Source organism: Duganella sp. FT27W, assembly GCF_009295655.1.
GTDB lineage: Bacteria > Pseudomonadota > Gammaproteobacteria > Burkholderiales > Burkholderiaceae_D > Rugamonas > Rugamonas zoogloeoides.
This window is the reverse complement of sequence record NZ_WHIV01000005.1, coordinates 116,352-131,240: the sequence shown is the minus strand read 5'-3', so window position 1 is coordinate 131,240 and position 14,889 is coordinate 116,352. Positions and strand designations below refer to the sequence as shown.

The following is a 14,889-nucleotide window of genomic DNA, read 5'->3' as shown; positions in this document are numbered from 1 at the left end:
GCGATATTTTATGTGAAACTTCGGTGCAAATGGGAAAAAAGCCATCCTGGACACCGATTTACCCGCCATTTCAAATCCCCCAAACAACGAATAATGAGTATTTAATATGCAAACCTATGTCATCGGGGATCTGCAAGGCTGCCACGAGCAAGCGCTGTCCATGCTCGACCGCATCCGTGCGCATGCTGCCAAGTGCGGCAATATGGCGCCGTCCATCCTGTTTGCAGGCGACCTGATCAACCGGGGCCCCGACTCGCTGGCGACGCTGCGCCATGTGCGCCAACTGGCGCTGGCCAGCGACGGGCGCATCGACAGCGTGCTCGGCAATCACGACCTGCACCTGCTGGCGGTGGCCTATGGCATCCGCGCCGAGCACAAGTCCGATACCCTGGCCGAGATTCTCGACGCCCCCGACCGCGACGACCTGATCGACTGGGTGCGGCGCCGGCCGCTGGCGATCTCGGTCCACGCCGCCGGCCGCGAACACGTGCTGGTGCACGCCGGCCTGCTGCCGCAATGGAACGCGCAACAGGCGCTGGCCCTGGCCGGCGAAGTGCAGGCAATGCTGCGCGGTCCCGACCACGCCTTTGCAGAATTTTTGGCGCAGATGTACGGCAACGAGCCGGCGCAGTGGTCGGACCAGCTGGCCGGCGCCGAACGCCTGCGCTGCATCATCAACGCCATGACGCGGCTGCGTTTTTGCGATGCGGCAGGCGTGATGGACTTCAAGATGAAGGAAAGCGGCAAGGCCGACCCGTCGTCCGGCCTGATGCCGTGGTTCGAGGTGCCGGGCCGCCAGAGCGCAAACGCCACGGTGGTGTTCGGCCACTGGTCGGCGCTGGGGCTGACCGTGCGCCCCGACCTGATCGGCCTCGACAGCGGCTGCGTATGGGGCGGACAGTTGTCGGCCATGTGCCTGGAAGACCGCAGCCTGCTGCAAGTGCAGTGTCCGCAGTTCCAGGAACCGGCCAAAAAGAAGGCTTAGTGTGAGGCGGAAGCCACGCCCAGTGCGCTGGCAACCGCCTGGTGCGCCACTTCGGCCAGCTCGCGCCGGTGCGCCCCGACAGTTGCGATGGCCGGCATGATGGCCACGCGCGCGGTCACCGGCGGCCCGTCCAGGATTGCCACGATGCTCTCGGCAAACGTCATCTCGCCGATGAAATCGACCGAGTGGTGCAAGGCGCCGGCGGCGTCCACGTAACGCAGCGCAAACGGCTGCACCGGCACCTGGGCGTCGATGGCAGCCTCGAACAGGTTGGCGTGAAACGGCAGCAACTCCCCTTGCGAAGCAGTCGTACCTTCCGGGAAGAACGCCACCCGCTCGCCGCGCTGCAAGGTCGTCACCAATCCTTCGAAAATCAGGCGCAGGTCGCGCCGGTTACCGCGTGCGATAAAGACGGTACCGGCCTTCTGCGCCAGCCACCCGGCCAGCGGCCATGACCGGATTTCGGCCTTGGCCACGAAATGGCTCGGGTACAGGCTGTGGATCACGAAAATATCGAGCCACGAGACGTGGTTCGACACCACCATCGCCTGCGACAGCACCGGCGCCGGCGCGGCAGCGCTGACGCCGCCGTCCTGCACCACCGTCACATTACACAACGACAGCAACTGGCGCGACCAGCGGCGGATGTGGCCATTGCGCCGCTCCTGCCCCAGCCACGGGAACACGACAGCGCAAATCGCCATGCCCTGCAGCACGTGCATGAGCACGCGCGCCAGGCGCAACATGGTAGATAACTTCATGCCATCAAGAACGCTGGAACGCGACGTGACCCGCCACGATGGTCGTGCGTACCTGCCCGGCCAGGTTGTAGCCGAGGAAAGGCGTATGCTTGCCCTGGCTGGCCAGGGCAGCTGCTTCTACCGTCCAGTGCGCTTCCGGATCGAACACCACCACGTCGGCCACCGCGCCCACCGACAAGGTGCCGGCAGCCAGTCCCGCCACGCGGGCCGGCTCGGACGTGATGCGGGCGATCGCCCGCGCCAGCGGACGCATATCGCCAGTATTTTGCTGGGCGGCGTAATCGGTGGCCCATTTCAGGCTCAGCGACAGCAGCAGTTCCAGTCCGGTAGCACCTGGAGAAGCTTCGCCGAACGGCAGCAGTTTCTCGTCGTCGTCCACCGGCGTGTGGTCCGAGCACAGCGCGTCGATGGTGCCGTCGAGCAGGCCCAGGCGGATCGCATCGCGGTCGCGCTGGCTGCGGAACGGTGGCGTCATGCGCGCGTTGGAGTCGAAGAAGCCGATGTCGGCATCGGTCATGTGGACGTGGTGGGCACCGACGTCGCACGTGACCGGCAAGCCTTCGGCCTTGGCGCTACGGATCAGCTCGAGACCGGCAGCCGACGAAATACGGCACAGGTGCACGCGCGCGCCGGTAGCGCGCATCAGCTCGAAAATCGTGTGCAGGGCGATGGTTTCGGACATGACCGGCACACCGGGCAAGCCCAGGCGCGAAGCCAGCGGACCGCTGGCAGCGATGCCGCCCCGGCCGATATGCGCATCCTGCGGACGCAGCCACACGGTGAAGCCGAACGTGGCCGCGTATTGCAGTGCGCGCAGCAGCACGTTGGTGTCTTCGATGACTTCCTCGGCCTGCGAAAAGCCGATGCAGCCCGATTCGGTCAGCTCGGCCATTTCGGTCAGCGCCTTGCCTTTCAGGCCCATGGTCAGCGCGCCCAGCGGGTGCACGTGGGCCTGGTTCAGCGAGCGGGCGCGGTGTTTCAGCATTTCCACCAGGCCAGGTTCATCGAGGACCGGGTCGGTGTCGGGCGGGCACACCAGGCTGGTCACGCCGCCTTGCATGGCAGCCTGCATTTCCGAGTCCAGCGTGGCCTTGTATTCGTAGCCCGGCTCGCGCAGCCGCGCGGCCAGGTCGACGAAGCCGGGCGACACGATCAGGCCGGCAGCGTCGATGGCCTGGTCGGCGGTAAAACCTTGCGGCGCGGTGCCGATGGCGGCAATCTTGCCCTCGACAATGTACAGGTCGTGCTGGCCGTCGATGCCGTTGGCCGGGTCGATCACCTGGCCGTTTTTGATAACAATGTTTTTCATACCTGCGCTCATCCCTGCGTACCTGCCACGATGCTCATCACCGCCATGCGGACGGCGATCCCGAAAGTTACTTGCGGCAAAATCACCGCTTGCGCGCCATCGGCCACGGCCGAATCGATTTCCACGCCACGGTTCATCGGACCGGGGTGCATCACGATGGCGTCGGGCTTGGCCAGCGCCAGGCGCTCGGGGGTCAGGCCGTAGCTCTTGAAGTATTCCTGCGCCGACGGCAGCAGCGCGCCACTCATGCGCTCGTTTTGCAGGCGCAGCATGATGATCACATCGACGTCTTTCAATCCCTCATCCATGTTGGTGAAGGTGCGCACGCCCATTTGCTCGAGACCGCCCGGCAGCAGGGTGTGCGGGCCGATCGCGCGCACTTCCGGCACGCCCAGCGTGGTCAGCGCGTGGATATCGGAGCGCGCCACCCGGCTGTGCAGGATGTCGCCGACGATGGCCACGCGCAAATTCGTAAAATCTTTCTTGTAGTGGCGGATCGTGTACATGTCCAGCAACCCCTGGGTAGGGTGGGCATGGCGGCCGTCACCAGCGTTGACCACGTGCACGTGCGACTGCTTCGTCTCCATCAGGTGCTTGGCGATCAGGTACGGCGCGCCCGACTGCGCGTGGCGCACCACGAACATGTCGGCGTGCATGGCCGACAGGTTGTCGATGGTGTCGAGCAGGGACTCGCCCTTGCTGGCCGACGAGGCCTGGATGTTCAGGTTGATCACGTCCGCCGACAGGCGCTTGGCGGCGATCTCGAACGTGGTGCGGGTGCGGGTGGAGTTCTCGAAGAACAGGTTGAACACCGATTTGCCGCGCATCAGCGGGACTTTTTTCACATCGCGGTCGGAAATGCCGACGAACGACGAGGCGGTATCCAGAATGTGATTGAGGATGGACTTGGGCAGTCCCTCGATCGACAGCAGGTGCTGGAGTTCGCCGTGTTTGTTCAGTTGCGGATTGAGCATGGTGAATGGGCGTAGAGTTAAGCGTGGTCTATGGTTAGCGTGAATTGTCCGTCGTCGGCGCGCTTGAGCACCAGCGCCTGCCCTTTCTGCACGGTGACATGGGCGGCCACGAAATCGGCCGCGACCGGCAGCTGGCGTTCGCCACGATCGACCAGGGCCGCGAGCATGATGCGCGCCGGGCGGCCGTAGTCGAACAGTTCGTTGATCGCGGCGCGCGTGGTGCGGCCCGTGTACAGCACGTCATCGACCAGCAGGATGTTGGCGGCGGCCACATCGAAGGTGATGTTGGTGGGCTTGACCTCGGCCGGCAGGCCTTTCTTGGCGTAGTCGTCGCGGTAGAACGAGACGTCGAGCACGCCGCAGCGCGCGGACAGGCCCAGGTCGGCTGCCAGGCGTTCGGCGATCCAGGCGCCGCCGGAGTGGATGCCGACGATGGCGACATCGGATACGCCGGCCAGGCCGGCTTTGACGTCGGCCAGCAGCGTCGCGTACAACGCTTCGGCATCGAGTTGGTTGGGGTTGATTGTAGGCATGGTCAGTTGGCGTCGAAATATTGTTGCAGGATGATGGCAGCAGCGCGGTCGTCGATGACCTCGCCGCGCCTGGCGCTGATCACGGCGGAGGTATAGCGCTCGTCTACCAGCTCCACCGGCAGGTTGAAGCGGCCGTGCAGCTGGTTGGCGAACTTGCGTGCGCGCGCCGTCATGTCGTGGGGCGTGCCGTCCGGGTGCATCGGCAGGCCGACGACCAGCAGCGTGGGCTGCCATTCGTCGAGCAGGGTTTGAATTGCGGCAAAGCGGGTGGCGTTGTCGATGGCGGCAATCACCTTGACGGGCGTGGCCTGGCGGATCAGGGTATTGCCCATGGCCACACCGATGCGTTTGACGCCGAAATCGAAGGCAAAGATGGTGTCAGCGTTCACAAGACAGGCTTCTTACGCATGGCCGGCCTCGGACGCGAGCATCAGCGGGTCGATGCCCAAGAGGCGTATCGCCGCCGTGTAGCGTTGCTCGATCGGCACGCCGAACAGGATCTCGGGATCGGCGCCGACCGTGAGCCAGCCGTTGCGGCCGATCTCGTCTTCGAGCTGGCCCGGGCTCCAGCCCGAGTAGCCGATGGACACCAGCATGCGCGGCGGACCGTCGCCGGACGCCACCGCCTCGAGCACGTCGATCGACGTGGTGAAAGCCACCTCGCTGGTGACGGTGAGCGACGACGAATAGCGCTGGCCCGGCGTGTGCAGCACAAAACCGCGGTCGTCCTGCACCGGGCCGCCGAACATGACGGGCTGATCGACCGCGCTGTCATGGTCGCCCTCGAGCTTGAGGTCGATCCGTTCGAACAGCACTTGCATGGTCATGTCGGTGGGCTTGTTGATCACCACGCCCAACACGCCGTTTTCATTGTGTTCGCAGACATACACCACGGTGCCGCCGAAGACCGGATCTTGCATGGAAGGCATGGCGATCAGGAAATGATTGGCCAGGTTCAGTTGCGGGACCGGGCTGTCGCCCTCGGTGGCGGTGGCGCTCAATGGGGCCAACGGGTCTTCCTGTAACAAGCCGGGGACAGGAAGCGTTTTGCCGATTTTGCTCTTCTTCATACGCATTGCTCTCTGTGTGCGGGGCCGCGCAGGGCGGTCGGTGCTAGTATTCGCATCTAGCAAGTCACCGCGTAGTTTACACTGAAATCGCAGCGCACCCACGATTGCGTTGCCCCACAAGATAGACACAGACTCAATGAAACACGATTCAACCCTGGTATGGCTGCGCCGCGATCTGCGCGTTTTCGATCATGTTGCCCTGCATCAGGCACTGCAAGACAGCCACAAAGTCTACTGCGCATTCATCTATGACAGCACCATCCTCGACGCTTTGCCGCGCCAGGACCGGCGCGTGGACTTCATACACGCCAGCGTGGCCGAGGTCGATGCCGAACTGCGCCAGATGGGCGGTTGCCTGCTGGCACGCCACGGCGATCCGCTGACGGCAATCCCGGCGCTGGCCGCCGAATTGCAGGTCGATGCCGTGTATTGCAACCACGACTACGAACCGCAGGCCATCGCCCGTGATGCCGCAGTCGCCAAAGCGCTGCAAGCCGACGGCCGCGTGCTCGCCAGCTTCAAGGACCAGGTGGTGTTCGAGAAAAGCGAAGTGCTGTCGCAAACGGGCGGCGTGTTTTCCGTCTTCACCCCGTACAAGAATGCCTGGCTCAAGAAACTCGACGCCGATCCGAGCGTGATCGCGCCGTACCATATCGAACCGCACGCCGCGCGCCTGGCGCCGCCGCCCTCGCCCACACCCAAGTTGCCGACCTTGAAGCAGCTTGGTTTCGAACCGAGCAACCTGGCCGAACTGAAGATTCCCACCGGCATGTCCGGCGCCGCCCAACTGTTCGAGGATTTCCTGCCGCGCATCGCGCAGTACAAGACCGCGCGCGACTTCCCGGCCGTGAAAGGCCCATCGTATTTATCGCTGCATTTCCGCTTCGGCACGCTGTCGGTGCGCCACCTGGTGCGCACGGTGGTGGACCTGATGGCGCGCGGCGGCGGCGGCGAAGGCGCGCCGGTGTGGCTGGCGGAACTGATCTGGCGCGAGTTCTACGCCATGATCCTGTTCCACAACCCGCACGTGGTAGGCAGCGCCTTCAAGCCCGCCTATGACGCCATCGAGTGGGAAACCGGCGAAGAAGCCGACGAACTGTTCGCCGCCTGGTGCGAAGCGCGCACCGGCTACCCGCTGGTGGACGCAGCCATGCTGCAACTGAACCAGACCGGCTATATGCACAACCGCCTGCGCATGGTCACCGCCTGCTTCCTGATCAAGGACCTCGGCATCGACTGGCGCCGGGGCGAGGCATATTTCGCGCTGCACCTGAACGACTTCGACCTGGCGTCGAACAACGGCGGCTGGCAGTGGGCGTCGTCGTCGGGCTGCGATGCGCAACCGTACTTCCGCATCTTCAACCCGATCACGCAGTCGGAAAAGTTCGACGGCGCCGGCAAATTCATCCGCCGCTACCTGCCGCAACTGAAACACCTGACCGACAAGGAAATCCACGCGCCGTGGCTGCACGGGCGCATGGAACCGCTCAAGTACCCGGGCCCGATCGTCATGCACGACGAGGCGCGCAAGCGCACGCTTGAACGCTACGAAGTCGTCAAGAAGGTCAAACCGCCGGAAGATTGAGCAGTTTTTCCATGGTCTCGAGCAGCTCCGGCTCCTGGAACGGTTTGCCGAAGAAGGCATTCACACCCAGGTCCAGCGCGTAGTTGCGGTGCTTGTCGGCGCTGCGCGACGTGATCATGATGATCGGGATGCCGGCAGTGCGTTCATCGCCGCGCACCTGGCGCGTGAAGTCGAAACCGTCCATGCGCGGCATTTCGATATCGACCAGCAGCAGGTCGGGCTGGTGCTCGCGCAGCTGTTCCAGCGCATCGACGCCATCCTTGGCCAGCAGCACCCGGTAGCCTTCGCGCTCGAGCAGGCGCCCGGTCACGCGGCGCACCGTCATCGAATCATCGACCACCATCACCGTGGCCGCGTGCGCACGCGTCACCGTGCCGGCGTCGGCAGCGGTGTCACCGTGGACCGCCTGCGCATACTGGGCGCGCGCCTCCGGGTTTTGCGCCAGGTGGTGCAGCAGCGCCACCGGGTTGAGGATCAACACGATGTCGCCCGAACCCAGCACGGTGGCGCCGGCGATGCCTGCCATGCGCGCGAGCTGCGGGCCGATATTCTTTACCACCACCTCGCGGTTGCCCAGCACCTCGTCCACCTGCAATGCCAGCCGCTCGGTGCCATTTTTGAGCATCATCACCGGCGCCGACTGGTTGACCTGCGGCTGCATGTCAATGTCGCCCAGCAGCGCAGGCAGGTAGTGCAGCGCGGCCTGGCGGCCGTGCAGCGCCACGTGACCGGCTTGATGGGCGGCGGCCAGCGCCTCGCCATTCATCTGCTGCACCTGCTCGACCAGGATGGCCGGCAGGGCGTAGCTGCGCCCTCCGGCCGCCACCAGCACCACCTGGGTGACCGCCAGCGTGAGCGGCAGGCGAATCACGAAACGCGTGCCCTGCCCCGGCGTCGATTCCAGGTCCACCCGGCCGCCCAGGGCCTGCGCCTCGGACTGCACGATGTCCATGCCCACGCCGCGGCCCGACAACTCGGTCAGCGCTTCGGCAGTGGTGAAACCGGGTTCGAAAATCAGGTCGGCCACCTGCGCCTCGGTGACGTCTGCGCCCTCTGCCAGCAAGCCGCTGGCCACGCCCTTGGCACGGATGCGTTCGAGGTCCAGGCCGGCGCCGTCGTCGGAAAATTCGATGACGACCTCGTTGCCCTGCTGCGTCACTTCCATCAGCAATTCGCCGGTTTCGCTCTTGCCGGCGGCCGTGCGCGCGGCACGCGGTTCCACGCCGTGGGCAATCGCGTTGCGCAGCAGGTGTTCGAACGGCGCGGCCATGCGTTCGAGCACGCCGCGATCGATTTCCACGCCGCCACCGCGCAGGTCGAGGTTGACGCGCTTGTCCACTTCCTTGGCGCTCTGGCGCGCCACCCGGAACAGGCGCTCGGCAATGCTGGCAAACGGCACCATGCGTACCCGCATCAGGTCGCGCTGGAGGTCGCGCGTGAGGCGCGCCTGCACCACCAGGTCGTCGCCGGCGTGGTTGACGCTGTGCTCCAGGTGCTCGTGCAGGCTGGCCGCGTCGTTGACACTTTCGGCCATCATGCGCGTGAGTTCCTGCAGGCGCGTAAAGCGGTCGAATTCGAGCGGATCGAAATCGCGCTCGTTGATGTCGGCCATGCGCGACATGCTCGAGGCAATCTGCGATTCGGCCTGCATTTCGATTTCGCGCAGCTGCCTGCGCAAGCGGGACAGGTTATCGGACACGTCGCCCAGCGTGGCGCGCATGGCGCCCACTTCGTTGTCCAGCCGCGACCGGGCAATCGACACTTCGCCGGCCTGGTTGACCAGGCGGTCGAGGATATCGGCGCGCACCCGCACCAGTGGCGATTTATTGGCCGGCTGGTCGTCGGCGCACGGCGCGGACGGCGCATCGGCGCATGGCGCGGCGCCAGGATCGGCCGCCGCATCGGTTTCCACGGCAGCGGCCATGCCGCCCTGCTGCAACTGCTCGAACAGCAGCAGCGCGTGGTCGTAATGGGCCAGCAGTTCGTCGAACGCCAGCGGCGTGGCGGAACCTTCGTGCACCATGTTTTCGATATGGGTTTCGATCTCGTGCACGTGCTGGCCCAGGCGCATGGCGCCGGCCATGCGCGCGCTGCCCTTGACCGTGTGCAGCAGGCGCAGCAAACCTTGCGCGTGGCCGGCATCAAGCGGTGCACCCTGCCAGGCCCGCAAGGCCTCGCCTACCTGCGGCAGCAGGTCGGCGCCTTCTTCGAGGAACACGGCCAGCAGTTCGGCGTCCAGTTCATCGTTGAAAATGGCCGGCAGGGCGTCGCGCTGCGCCGGGGCGGCCAGTGGCAGTTCGGTGATGCCGGTGTCGGCGTGGAATGGTGCCGGGACTGCTACCGGGTCTGGTGCTGGTTCCGAGACCGGTGCAGATACTGGTTCAGGGGTGGCTTCGGCCGGTGCGGGCAGTGGCTGCGTAGTCATTTCGGCGGCCGGTGCGGCGATGTGCAGCGGCGGCTCGGCAAAGGTTTCGTCGAAGGCAGCGTTGAACAGGTCGTCGATATCGTCATCGACGCGCGGCTCGACCTTGCGCCAGCCCTTTTTCGGTGCGGGCGCCGGCGCTTCGGATGCCGGCACGGTCCCGCTCAGCTGGTCGTACACTTGGCGGAACATGGCGTCCAGCGGCGATTCGTCGTGCGCCGCCGCGCCAGGCGCCTGTGCGCCAGCCACCAACTGGTCGAGTTGCGCGTCCAGTGCTGCGTTGGCCGCCGGTGCGCTCGCTTGCAACTGCGCACGCAGCGCCGCCAGCGCGGCGATCAATTCCGGCTGGGCGGATGGCATGTCGCTGCGGCCCACGGTATCGACCATTTGCCGCAGGCGCTGCGCCGTGAAATCGAACAGGTCGTGCTGCGCCTGGTCGAGGAAAGGCGCGGGCGCTTGCAGCGCGGCCAAAGTGTCCTCCAGCGCCAGCGCCAGTTCGCGCAGCACGGGCACGCCCACGGTGCCCGAAATGCCGGCAAGCGTGTGCGCGGCCCGCAGCGACTGCGGCTCGGCGGCGCGTTGCGGGATCTGGCGCCAGGCGCCGAAGTCTTGCGTCAGCTGGTCCACCAGTTGCCCAGCTTCCGCCAGAAAGATGGCGAGCAGCGGGGCCGGGATAGCCGCGTCACCAGCGGGCGCGTTGTCCGCACCTTCCAGGCTGGCCAAAGCGTCAGAAGCGCCGGAGGCGTCGGCGTTAGCGGGGGCCTCGGCGGCGCCGGTAAAGTCAGCGCCAGTGAAGGAATCGGTGGGGTCGGCGGAGTCAGCGACAGTCAGGATGTCGGCGTCACCGGGGGCGTCAGCGACAGTGGAGGCATCGGCGGTACCAGCGGAATCAGCGACAGCGGAGGCATCGGCGGAATCAGCGACAGCGGGGGCATCGGCGGAATCAGCGACAGCGGGGGCATCGGCGGAGTCAGCGCCAGTCGGGATATCGGCATCACCGGCGGCGTCAGCGATGGCGAGTACGCCGGCATCGCCGGGGGCATCGGAAATAGCGGGGACGTCGGCGTTGCCGAGGGCATCAGCGGTGGCTCGGATATCGGCATCGGCAGTGTCGGCAGTCTCGGCCGCATCGACAACGCCATCGAGCACGCGCCTGGCGTCGGCAGCCAGGGCTTGCGCGCGGGCGGTCAGCGATACCTGCGCACCTACGCTGGCCAGCAGGTCGGTCCAGGCGCGCAGCTCGCGGGCGGCGCGTTCCAGCAAGGCGGTCAGCGCGGCGTCCACCGGCCGTTCCTCGGCCAGCCAGGTATTCATCACGCGCTCGATGGCGTGGGCGCCGTCGGCGAAGTCGTCCAGCGCCACGGTGCGGGCGCTGCCCTTCAGGGTGTTGAACGAGCGGCGCAGCATGATCAGGAACTGTTCGTTGCCAGGTCCATCGACGGCCAGCGTGGTATCGGCGAAGTCCAGCGTCTCACGCGCCTCAGAGAGGAACAGTTCCAGCAGGTGCGGGGTGTTGGCGGCCGTCTCCACGGCGGGCACGGTTTCCGGCGGCGGTGCGGCGGGGGGCGGCGCCGGCACTGCGTCGTCGAGCACCGGGATCGATTCCGCGCCTGCCATCTTGGAAAACGGCACCGCGCGGAAGCTGCCCTGCCGCGCATCGTAGGCAAAGCGCTGGCGCGCCCCGGCCGCATTGTGCGCCAGCAGCTCGGCAAAGAAACCGAGCGCGCTGAGGTTGTGCACCACGTCGTCGAGCGTTTTCGCCTCCTGCGCCGGATCGGCGCAGTCCTGCGCCAGGGCCGCTACCTGCGACTGTACTTGCAGGGCGGCTTGCGCGGCGACCGGCTGCTCCAGTTCCGTCAATGTCGCCTGCAAGCCATCGAGCGCCGGCGCCAGGCCGGTGAGCGCCACGCGCTGCTGCGGGTCGGCGTAAAACCGGTCCAGCGCGTGTTCCACCGCGCGCAGCGCCGCCTTGATCTCGGCGGTGCTGCGCTCGGGTGCGGCGTCCTGCCAGCTGCGCGCCTGCGCGGGCGCCAGCGCATCGCGCTGGCCGTAGCGGCGGCTGTCGTAGTCGGGCGGCGCCAGGCCGTCCAGCGCAAACGCTGCGTGCAACGCGCGCGCCGTGGGCGAACCGCTGTCCGGGCCGGCAACGGCGATGAAGAACAACGCATCGCGCAGCATGGCGTCCGGCTGCGCGGCGTTGCCCTGGGAGAGGCGTCGCAATTGCAGGTTGATCATGCCGAACAGCTGCTTGACCTGCACGCTGCCGGCAATATCGCCGCCGGCCACCAGTTCGGCAAAAGCCTGCAGCGCCAGCCAGAACGCACGCGGCTTTGCCTGCTGCTGGACGGCGGCCACCGCCGCCACCGCATCGGTCAGGGCGGCGGCGTGTTCGCGCTGCTGCGCCGGGTCGGCGCTTTTCAGGTAGGGCAGCAGCGCGCGCTCGAAGCGCTGGCGGCAGGCGGCGTAGTCGGGGGCGGTGTCGGGCACCGCCTCGGCAGCAGCCGGCAATTCCACTGCGCGCGCCAGGTCGGGGAAAAACAGGTCGGCCGGATGGATGCGCTCCGCGCCGACGATTTCCTGCACCGCGCGGTAGTACGGGTACAGCCTGGCCGGCTGCGATGGCGCGCCTGCCAGCAGCTCTTCCAGGTATTCGACCAACGCCTGGTACAGCTGGGTGACCGCTTCTACATGGTCGGTGGTGCATTTGACGGCGCCCGACTTGAAGCGTTCGAGCGCGGTCTCGGCCAGTGCCGTGACCTGCCCCACGCCTTCCACATCGACCATCTGCAAGGCGCCATGGGCCTGGTGCAAGTGGGTCTTGGCGTGCTGCAGCTGGGTGGCCTGGTCTTCGGCGGCGCGCCCGCCCGCTTCCTGCAAGGCGGTGCGCGAACGGGCCAGCGCTTCGCGGATTTCCTCCATCACCCACGACAGCGGACCGGTGTCGATCGGGGTTGCGGTGGTGATTGCGTGAGCAGTGTCAGTGGTCGTCATGCTGGTACCGGCCTTTCAATGTTGTGCCGCTCAGGAGGCGATGCGGAACCGCGCCACCGAGTTTTTCAGTTCCTGCGCCAGCACCGACAGTTTATGGATCGACTGCGCCGTGTGCTGGGTGCCGTCCTGGGTCTGTTCGGTGACGGTCAGGATCAGCTGGATGTTGCGCGCCACACCGCTGGCCGACGTGGCCTGCTCGCCGGTGGCCTGGGCGATGCCGGAAATCAGCTCCGCTAGGTGGTGCGACACATTCGAAATATCGTTCAGGGCCGCGCCGGCGGCGTCGGACAGGCGCGTGCCCTCCACCACCCCGCGCGTGGATTTTTCCATGGCCGCCACCGCATCGTGGGTGTCGGTCTGGATGGTGCGCACCAGCGCGCCGATCTGCTTGGCGGCGGCGGCCGACCGCTCCGCCAGCCGCTGCACTTCCTCCGCCACCACCGTGAAGCCGCGTCCCGCCTCGCCGGCGGACGCCGCCTGGATGGCGGCATTCAGCGCCAGCACATTGGTTTGCTCGGTGATGTCGGAAATGAGTTCGGTGATTTCGCCGATCTCCTGCGACGATTCACCGAGGCGCTTGATGCGCTTGGACGTATCCTGGATCTGGTCGCGGATCTCGTGCATGCCGAAGATGGCGTTGGCCACGGCGGTCGATCCCAGGTTGGCAGCGGCCACCGATTGCCGCGCCACGTCGGCCGATTCGCTGGCGGAGCGCGAGACGTCGGTGATCTGGTCGGCCATGCGCACCACGGTGCTGCTCACGTCCTGGATTTCGCGCGACTGCTGCTGCGAAGCGCGCAGCAAATCGTTGGAAATGCTGTGCGCGTGCAGCGAGGCGCGCGTGACCTGTTCGGCAGTGGCGGTCACTCGCCCCACCAGCACCCGCAGCTCCTCCACCGTGTAGTTGACGGTGTCGGCAATCGCCCCGGTGACGTTCTCCGACACGGTAGCGCGCACGGTCAGGTCGCCGTCGGCCACTTTTTGCAGCTCGTTCATCAGGCGCAGGATGGCGGCCTGGTTCTGGGCGTTGGTTTCGCGGGCCGCTTCCTCCTTGCGCTGCGAGTCGATGCGCAGGGCGTCGGCCTCGCGGCGGCGGCGGTCGGCGCCGCGCGTGCGGTTGTTGGAATCGATCAGCAGCACGCGGCCGATGGCCACCGCCATCACCAACGTGAGCATGCCGCAGGCCACCATCAGCCAGAAGGTGAGGCCGAGCGAATCCTGCTCGGCGCGGTAGGACTGCTGCAGCGTGTAGAGGCGCTGGCGCAGCGCCTCGTTCTCGTTGAAGATCAGCCGTTCGGCGTTCTTGGCGGCGCTGAATTTATCGAGCTTGTCGAGGATGGCCGCCACCAGCTTCTGGTAGTCCTCGAACTGCGCCTTGAGAGCGACGATTTTCTCGCGCAGCTCCGGTTCGCGCGCGGCGCTCAAACCCTGCGCGGCGCTGCCGCTCAGAAAACCTTCGAGCGTGGTGCGGAACACCGTGGTGTCGCGCCCCAGCTGGAACGCGGTTTCGGAACTGATGCCGCCGGCGGTGAGGAATTCGCTGGCGCTGCGGCTCATGCGCTGGGTCAGCATGGTGAGCTTGCCCAGCGCGGCGATCTCGCGCGCCGAACCGCCACCGGCCACGCGCAAGGCGCTGATCTCCTCCGTGCGGGCCAGCAGGTCGGGCGACATGGCATTGAGCTTGTGCAGGGTCTGATCGACGCCACTGAGATCGGTCTTGAGGGTGAGGATGGTGGCGGCGGCCAGGTCGGTGGCGCCCCACTGCTTGCGCACCGATTCCACGGTTGCTGCCAGGTCGGCCCCCGGTGCGCGCAGCTGGCGGCCCTGCACCTTGCCGCCGCGCGTCATCAGCGTGATGTCGTTATTGAGTTCGCGCCGGCTTTCCTCGAGCTGGCGAAACGCTTCGTCGCTGCCCTGCACCGCGTTGGGCGCGGCCTTGCCGATGCGCTGCGAGTGCATCAGCGCGTCGCTGGCAACCTGGGTTTGCGCCGACCGGTTGGCGCTGTAGATGGTGTTGAGGGCGACGCAGGCGGCCGAGACGCTCAGGCTGATGCCAAGCGCGGTGGACAGGATGCTCAACTGGCGCTGGGTGGGCAGGCGGCCGATCAGCGGCAGCCGTTTCAGGCCAGGCCGCGCTTCGTGCTGACCGTCGGCTGCCGCCGTGGCGGCGCCGAGACGGTCGAGCGCATCGCGCAGGCGCACCGGCCCGCCCTGCTGCGCGCGCGCGGCGGCGATATGGTCGAAGGTCTCCTGGTCCAA

At 66.5% G+C, this 14,889-nt stretch carries 10 protein-coding genes; 2 read left to right on the top strand and 8 right to left on the bottom strand.

Annotated elements, in window-relative coordinates; all coding sequences use genetic code 11:
• Positions 1-106 precede the first annotated feature (106 nt).
• The gene (locus F8197_RS22575) at positions 107-985 is read left to right on the top strand and encodes a symmetrical bis(5'-nucleosyl)-tetraphosphatase (protein ID WP_152883777.1); all 879 of its coding nucleotides are present in this window, start codon (positions 107-109) and stop codon (positions 983-985) included.
• On the opposite strand, the gene F8197_RS22570 is transcribed toward F8197_RS22575, so the two are convergent.
• Genes F8197_RS22570 through F8197_RS22545 form a run of 6 tightly spaced genes read right to left on the bottom strand, consistent with a single transcriptional unit; the run spans position 982 to position 5,632 of the window.
• Positions 982-1,746 (bottom strand): 1-acyl-sn-glycerol-3-phosphate acyltransferase, encoded by a 765-nt coding sequence (locus F8197_RS22570; RefSeq protein WP_193333537.1) that lies wholly within the window; start codon positions 1,744-1,746, stop codon positions 982-984. The genes F8197_RS22575 and F8197_RS22570 overlap by 4 nt on opposite strands.
• 4 nt (positions 1,747-1,750) lie before the next feature.
• Complete coding sequence (locus F8197_RS22565; protein WP_152883775.1) at positions 1,751-3,055, bottom strand: dihydroorotase; 1,305 nt, start codon at positions 3,053-3,055, stop codon at positions 1,751-1,753.
• A gap of 8 nt (positions 3,056-3,063) precedes the next feature.
• The gene (locus F8197_RS22560) at positions 3,064-4,029 is read right to left on the bottom strand and encodes an aspartate carbamoyltransferase catalytic subunit (protein WP_019921341.1); all 966 of its coding nucleotides are present in this window, start codon (positions 4,027-4,029) and stop codon (positions 3,064-3,066) included.
• 17 nt (positions 4,030-4,046) lie between these two features.
• Complete coding sequence (gene pyrR, locus F8197_RS22555) at positions 4,047-4,562, bottom strand: bifunctional pyr operon transcriptional regulator/uracil phosphoribosyltransferase PyrR (protein WP_152883774.1); 516 nt, start codon at positions 4,560-4,562, stop codon at positions 4,047-4,049.
• 2 nt (positions 4,563-4,564) lie between these two features.
• Positions 4,565-4,951 (bottom strand): Holliday junction resolvase RuvX, encoded by a 387-nt coding sequence (gene ruvX / locus F8197_RS22550; protein WP_056137713.1) that lies wholly within the window; start codon positions 4,949-4,951, stop codon positions 4,565-4,567.
• A gap of 12 nt (positions 4,952-4,963) precedes the next feature.
• On the bottom strand, positions 4,964-5,632 hold the full coding sequence (locus F8197_RS22545; protein WP_152883772.1) for a YqgE/AlgH family protein: 669 nt from the start codon (positions 5,630-5,632) through the stop codon (positions 4,964-4,966).
• Between the two features lie 136 nt (positions 5,633-5,768).
• Between F8197_RS22545 and F8197_RS22540 the strand changes: the two genes are divergently transcribed.
• The gene (locus F8197_RS22540) at positions 5,769-7,217 is read left to right on the top strand and encodes a deoxyribodipyrimidine photo-lyase (protein ID WP_152883770.1); all 1,449 of its coding nucleotides are present in this window, start codon (positions 5,769-5,771) and stop codon (positions 7,215-7,217) included.
• Here F8197_RS22540 and F8197_RS22535 read toward each other — a convergent pair.
• Together F8197_RS22535 and F8197_RS22530 are read right to left on the bottom strand one after the other, a co-directional pair.
• A complete protein-coding gene (locus F8197_RS22535; protein WP_152883768.1) occupies positions 7,198-12,630 on the bottom strand; it encodes an Hpt domain-containing protein in 5,433 nt (1,810 codons plus the stop codon). The two genes, F8197_RS22540 and F8197_RS22535, sit on opposite strands and share 20 nt — an antisense overlap.
• Before the next feature lie 30 nt (positions 12,631-12,660).
• The gene (locus F8197_RS22530; RefSeq protein WP_152883767.1) at positions 12,661-14,889 is read right to left on the bottom strand and encodes a methyl-accepting chemotaxis protein; all 2,229 of its coding nucleotides are present in this window, start codon (positions 14,887-14,889) and stop codon (positions 12,661-12,663) included.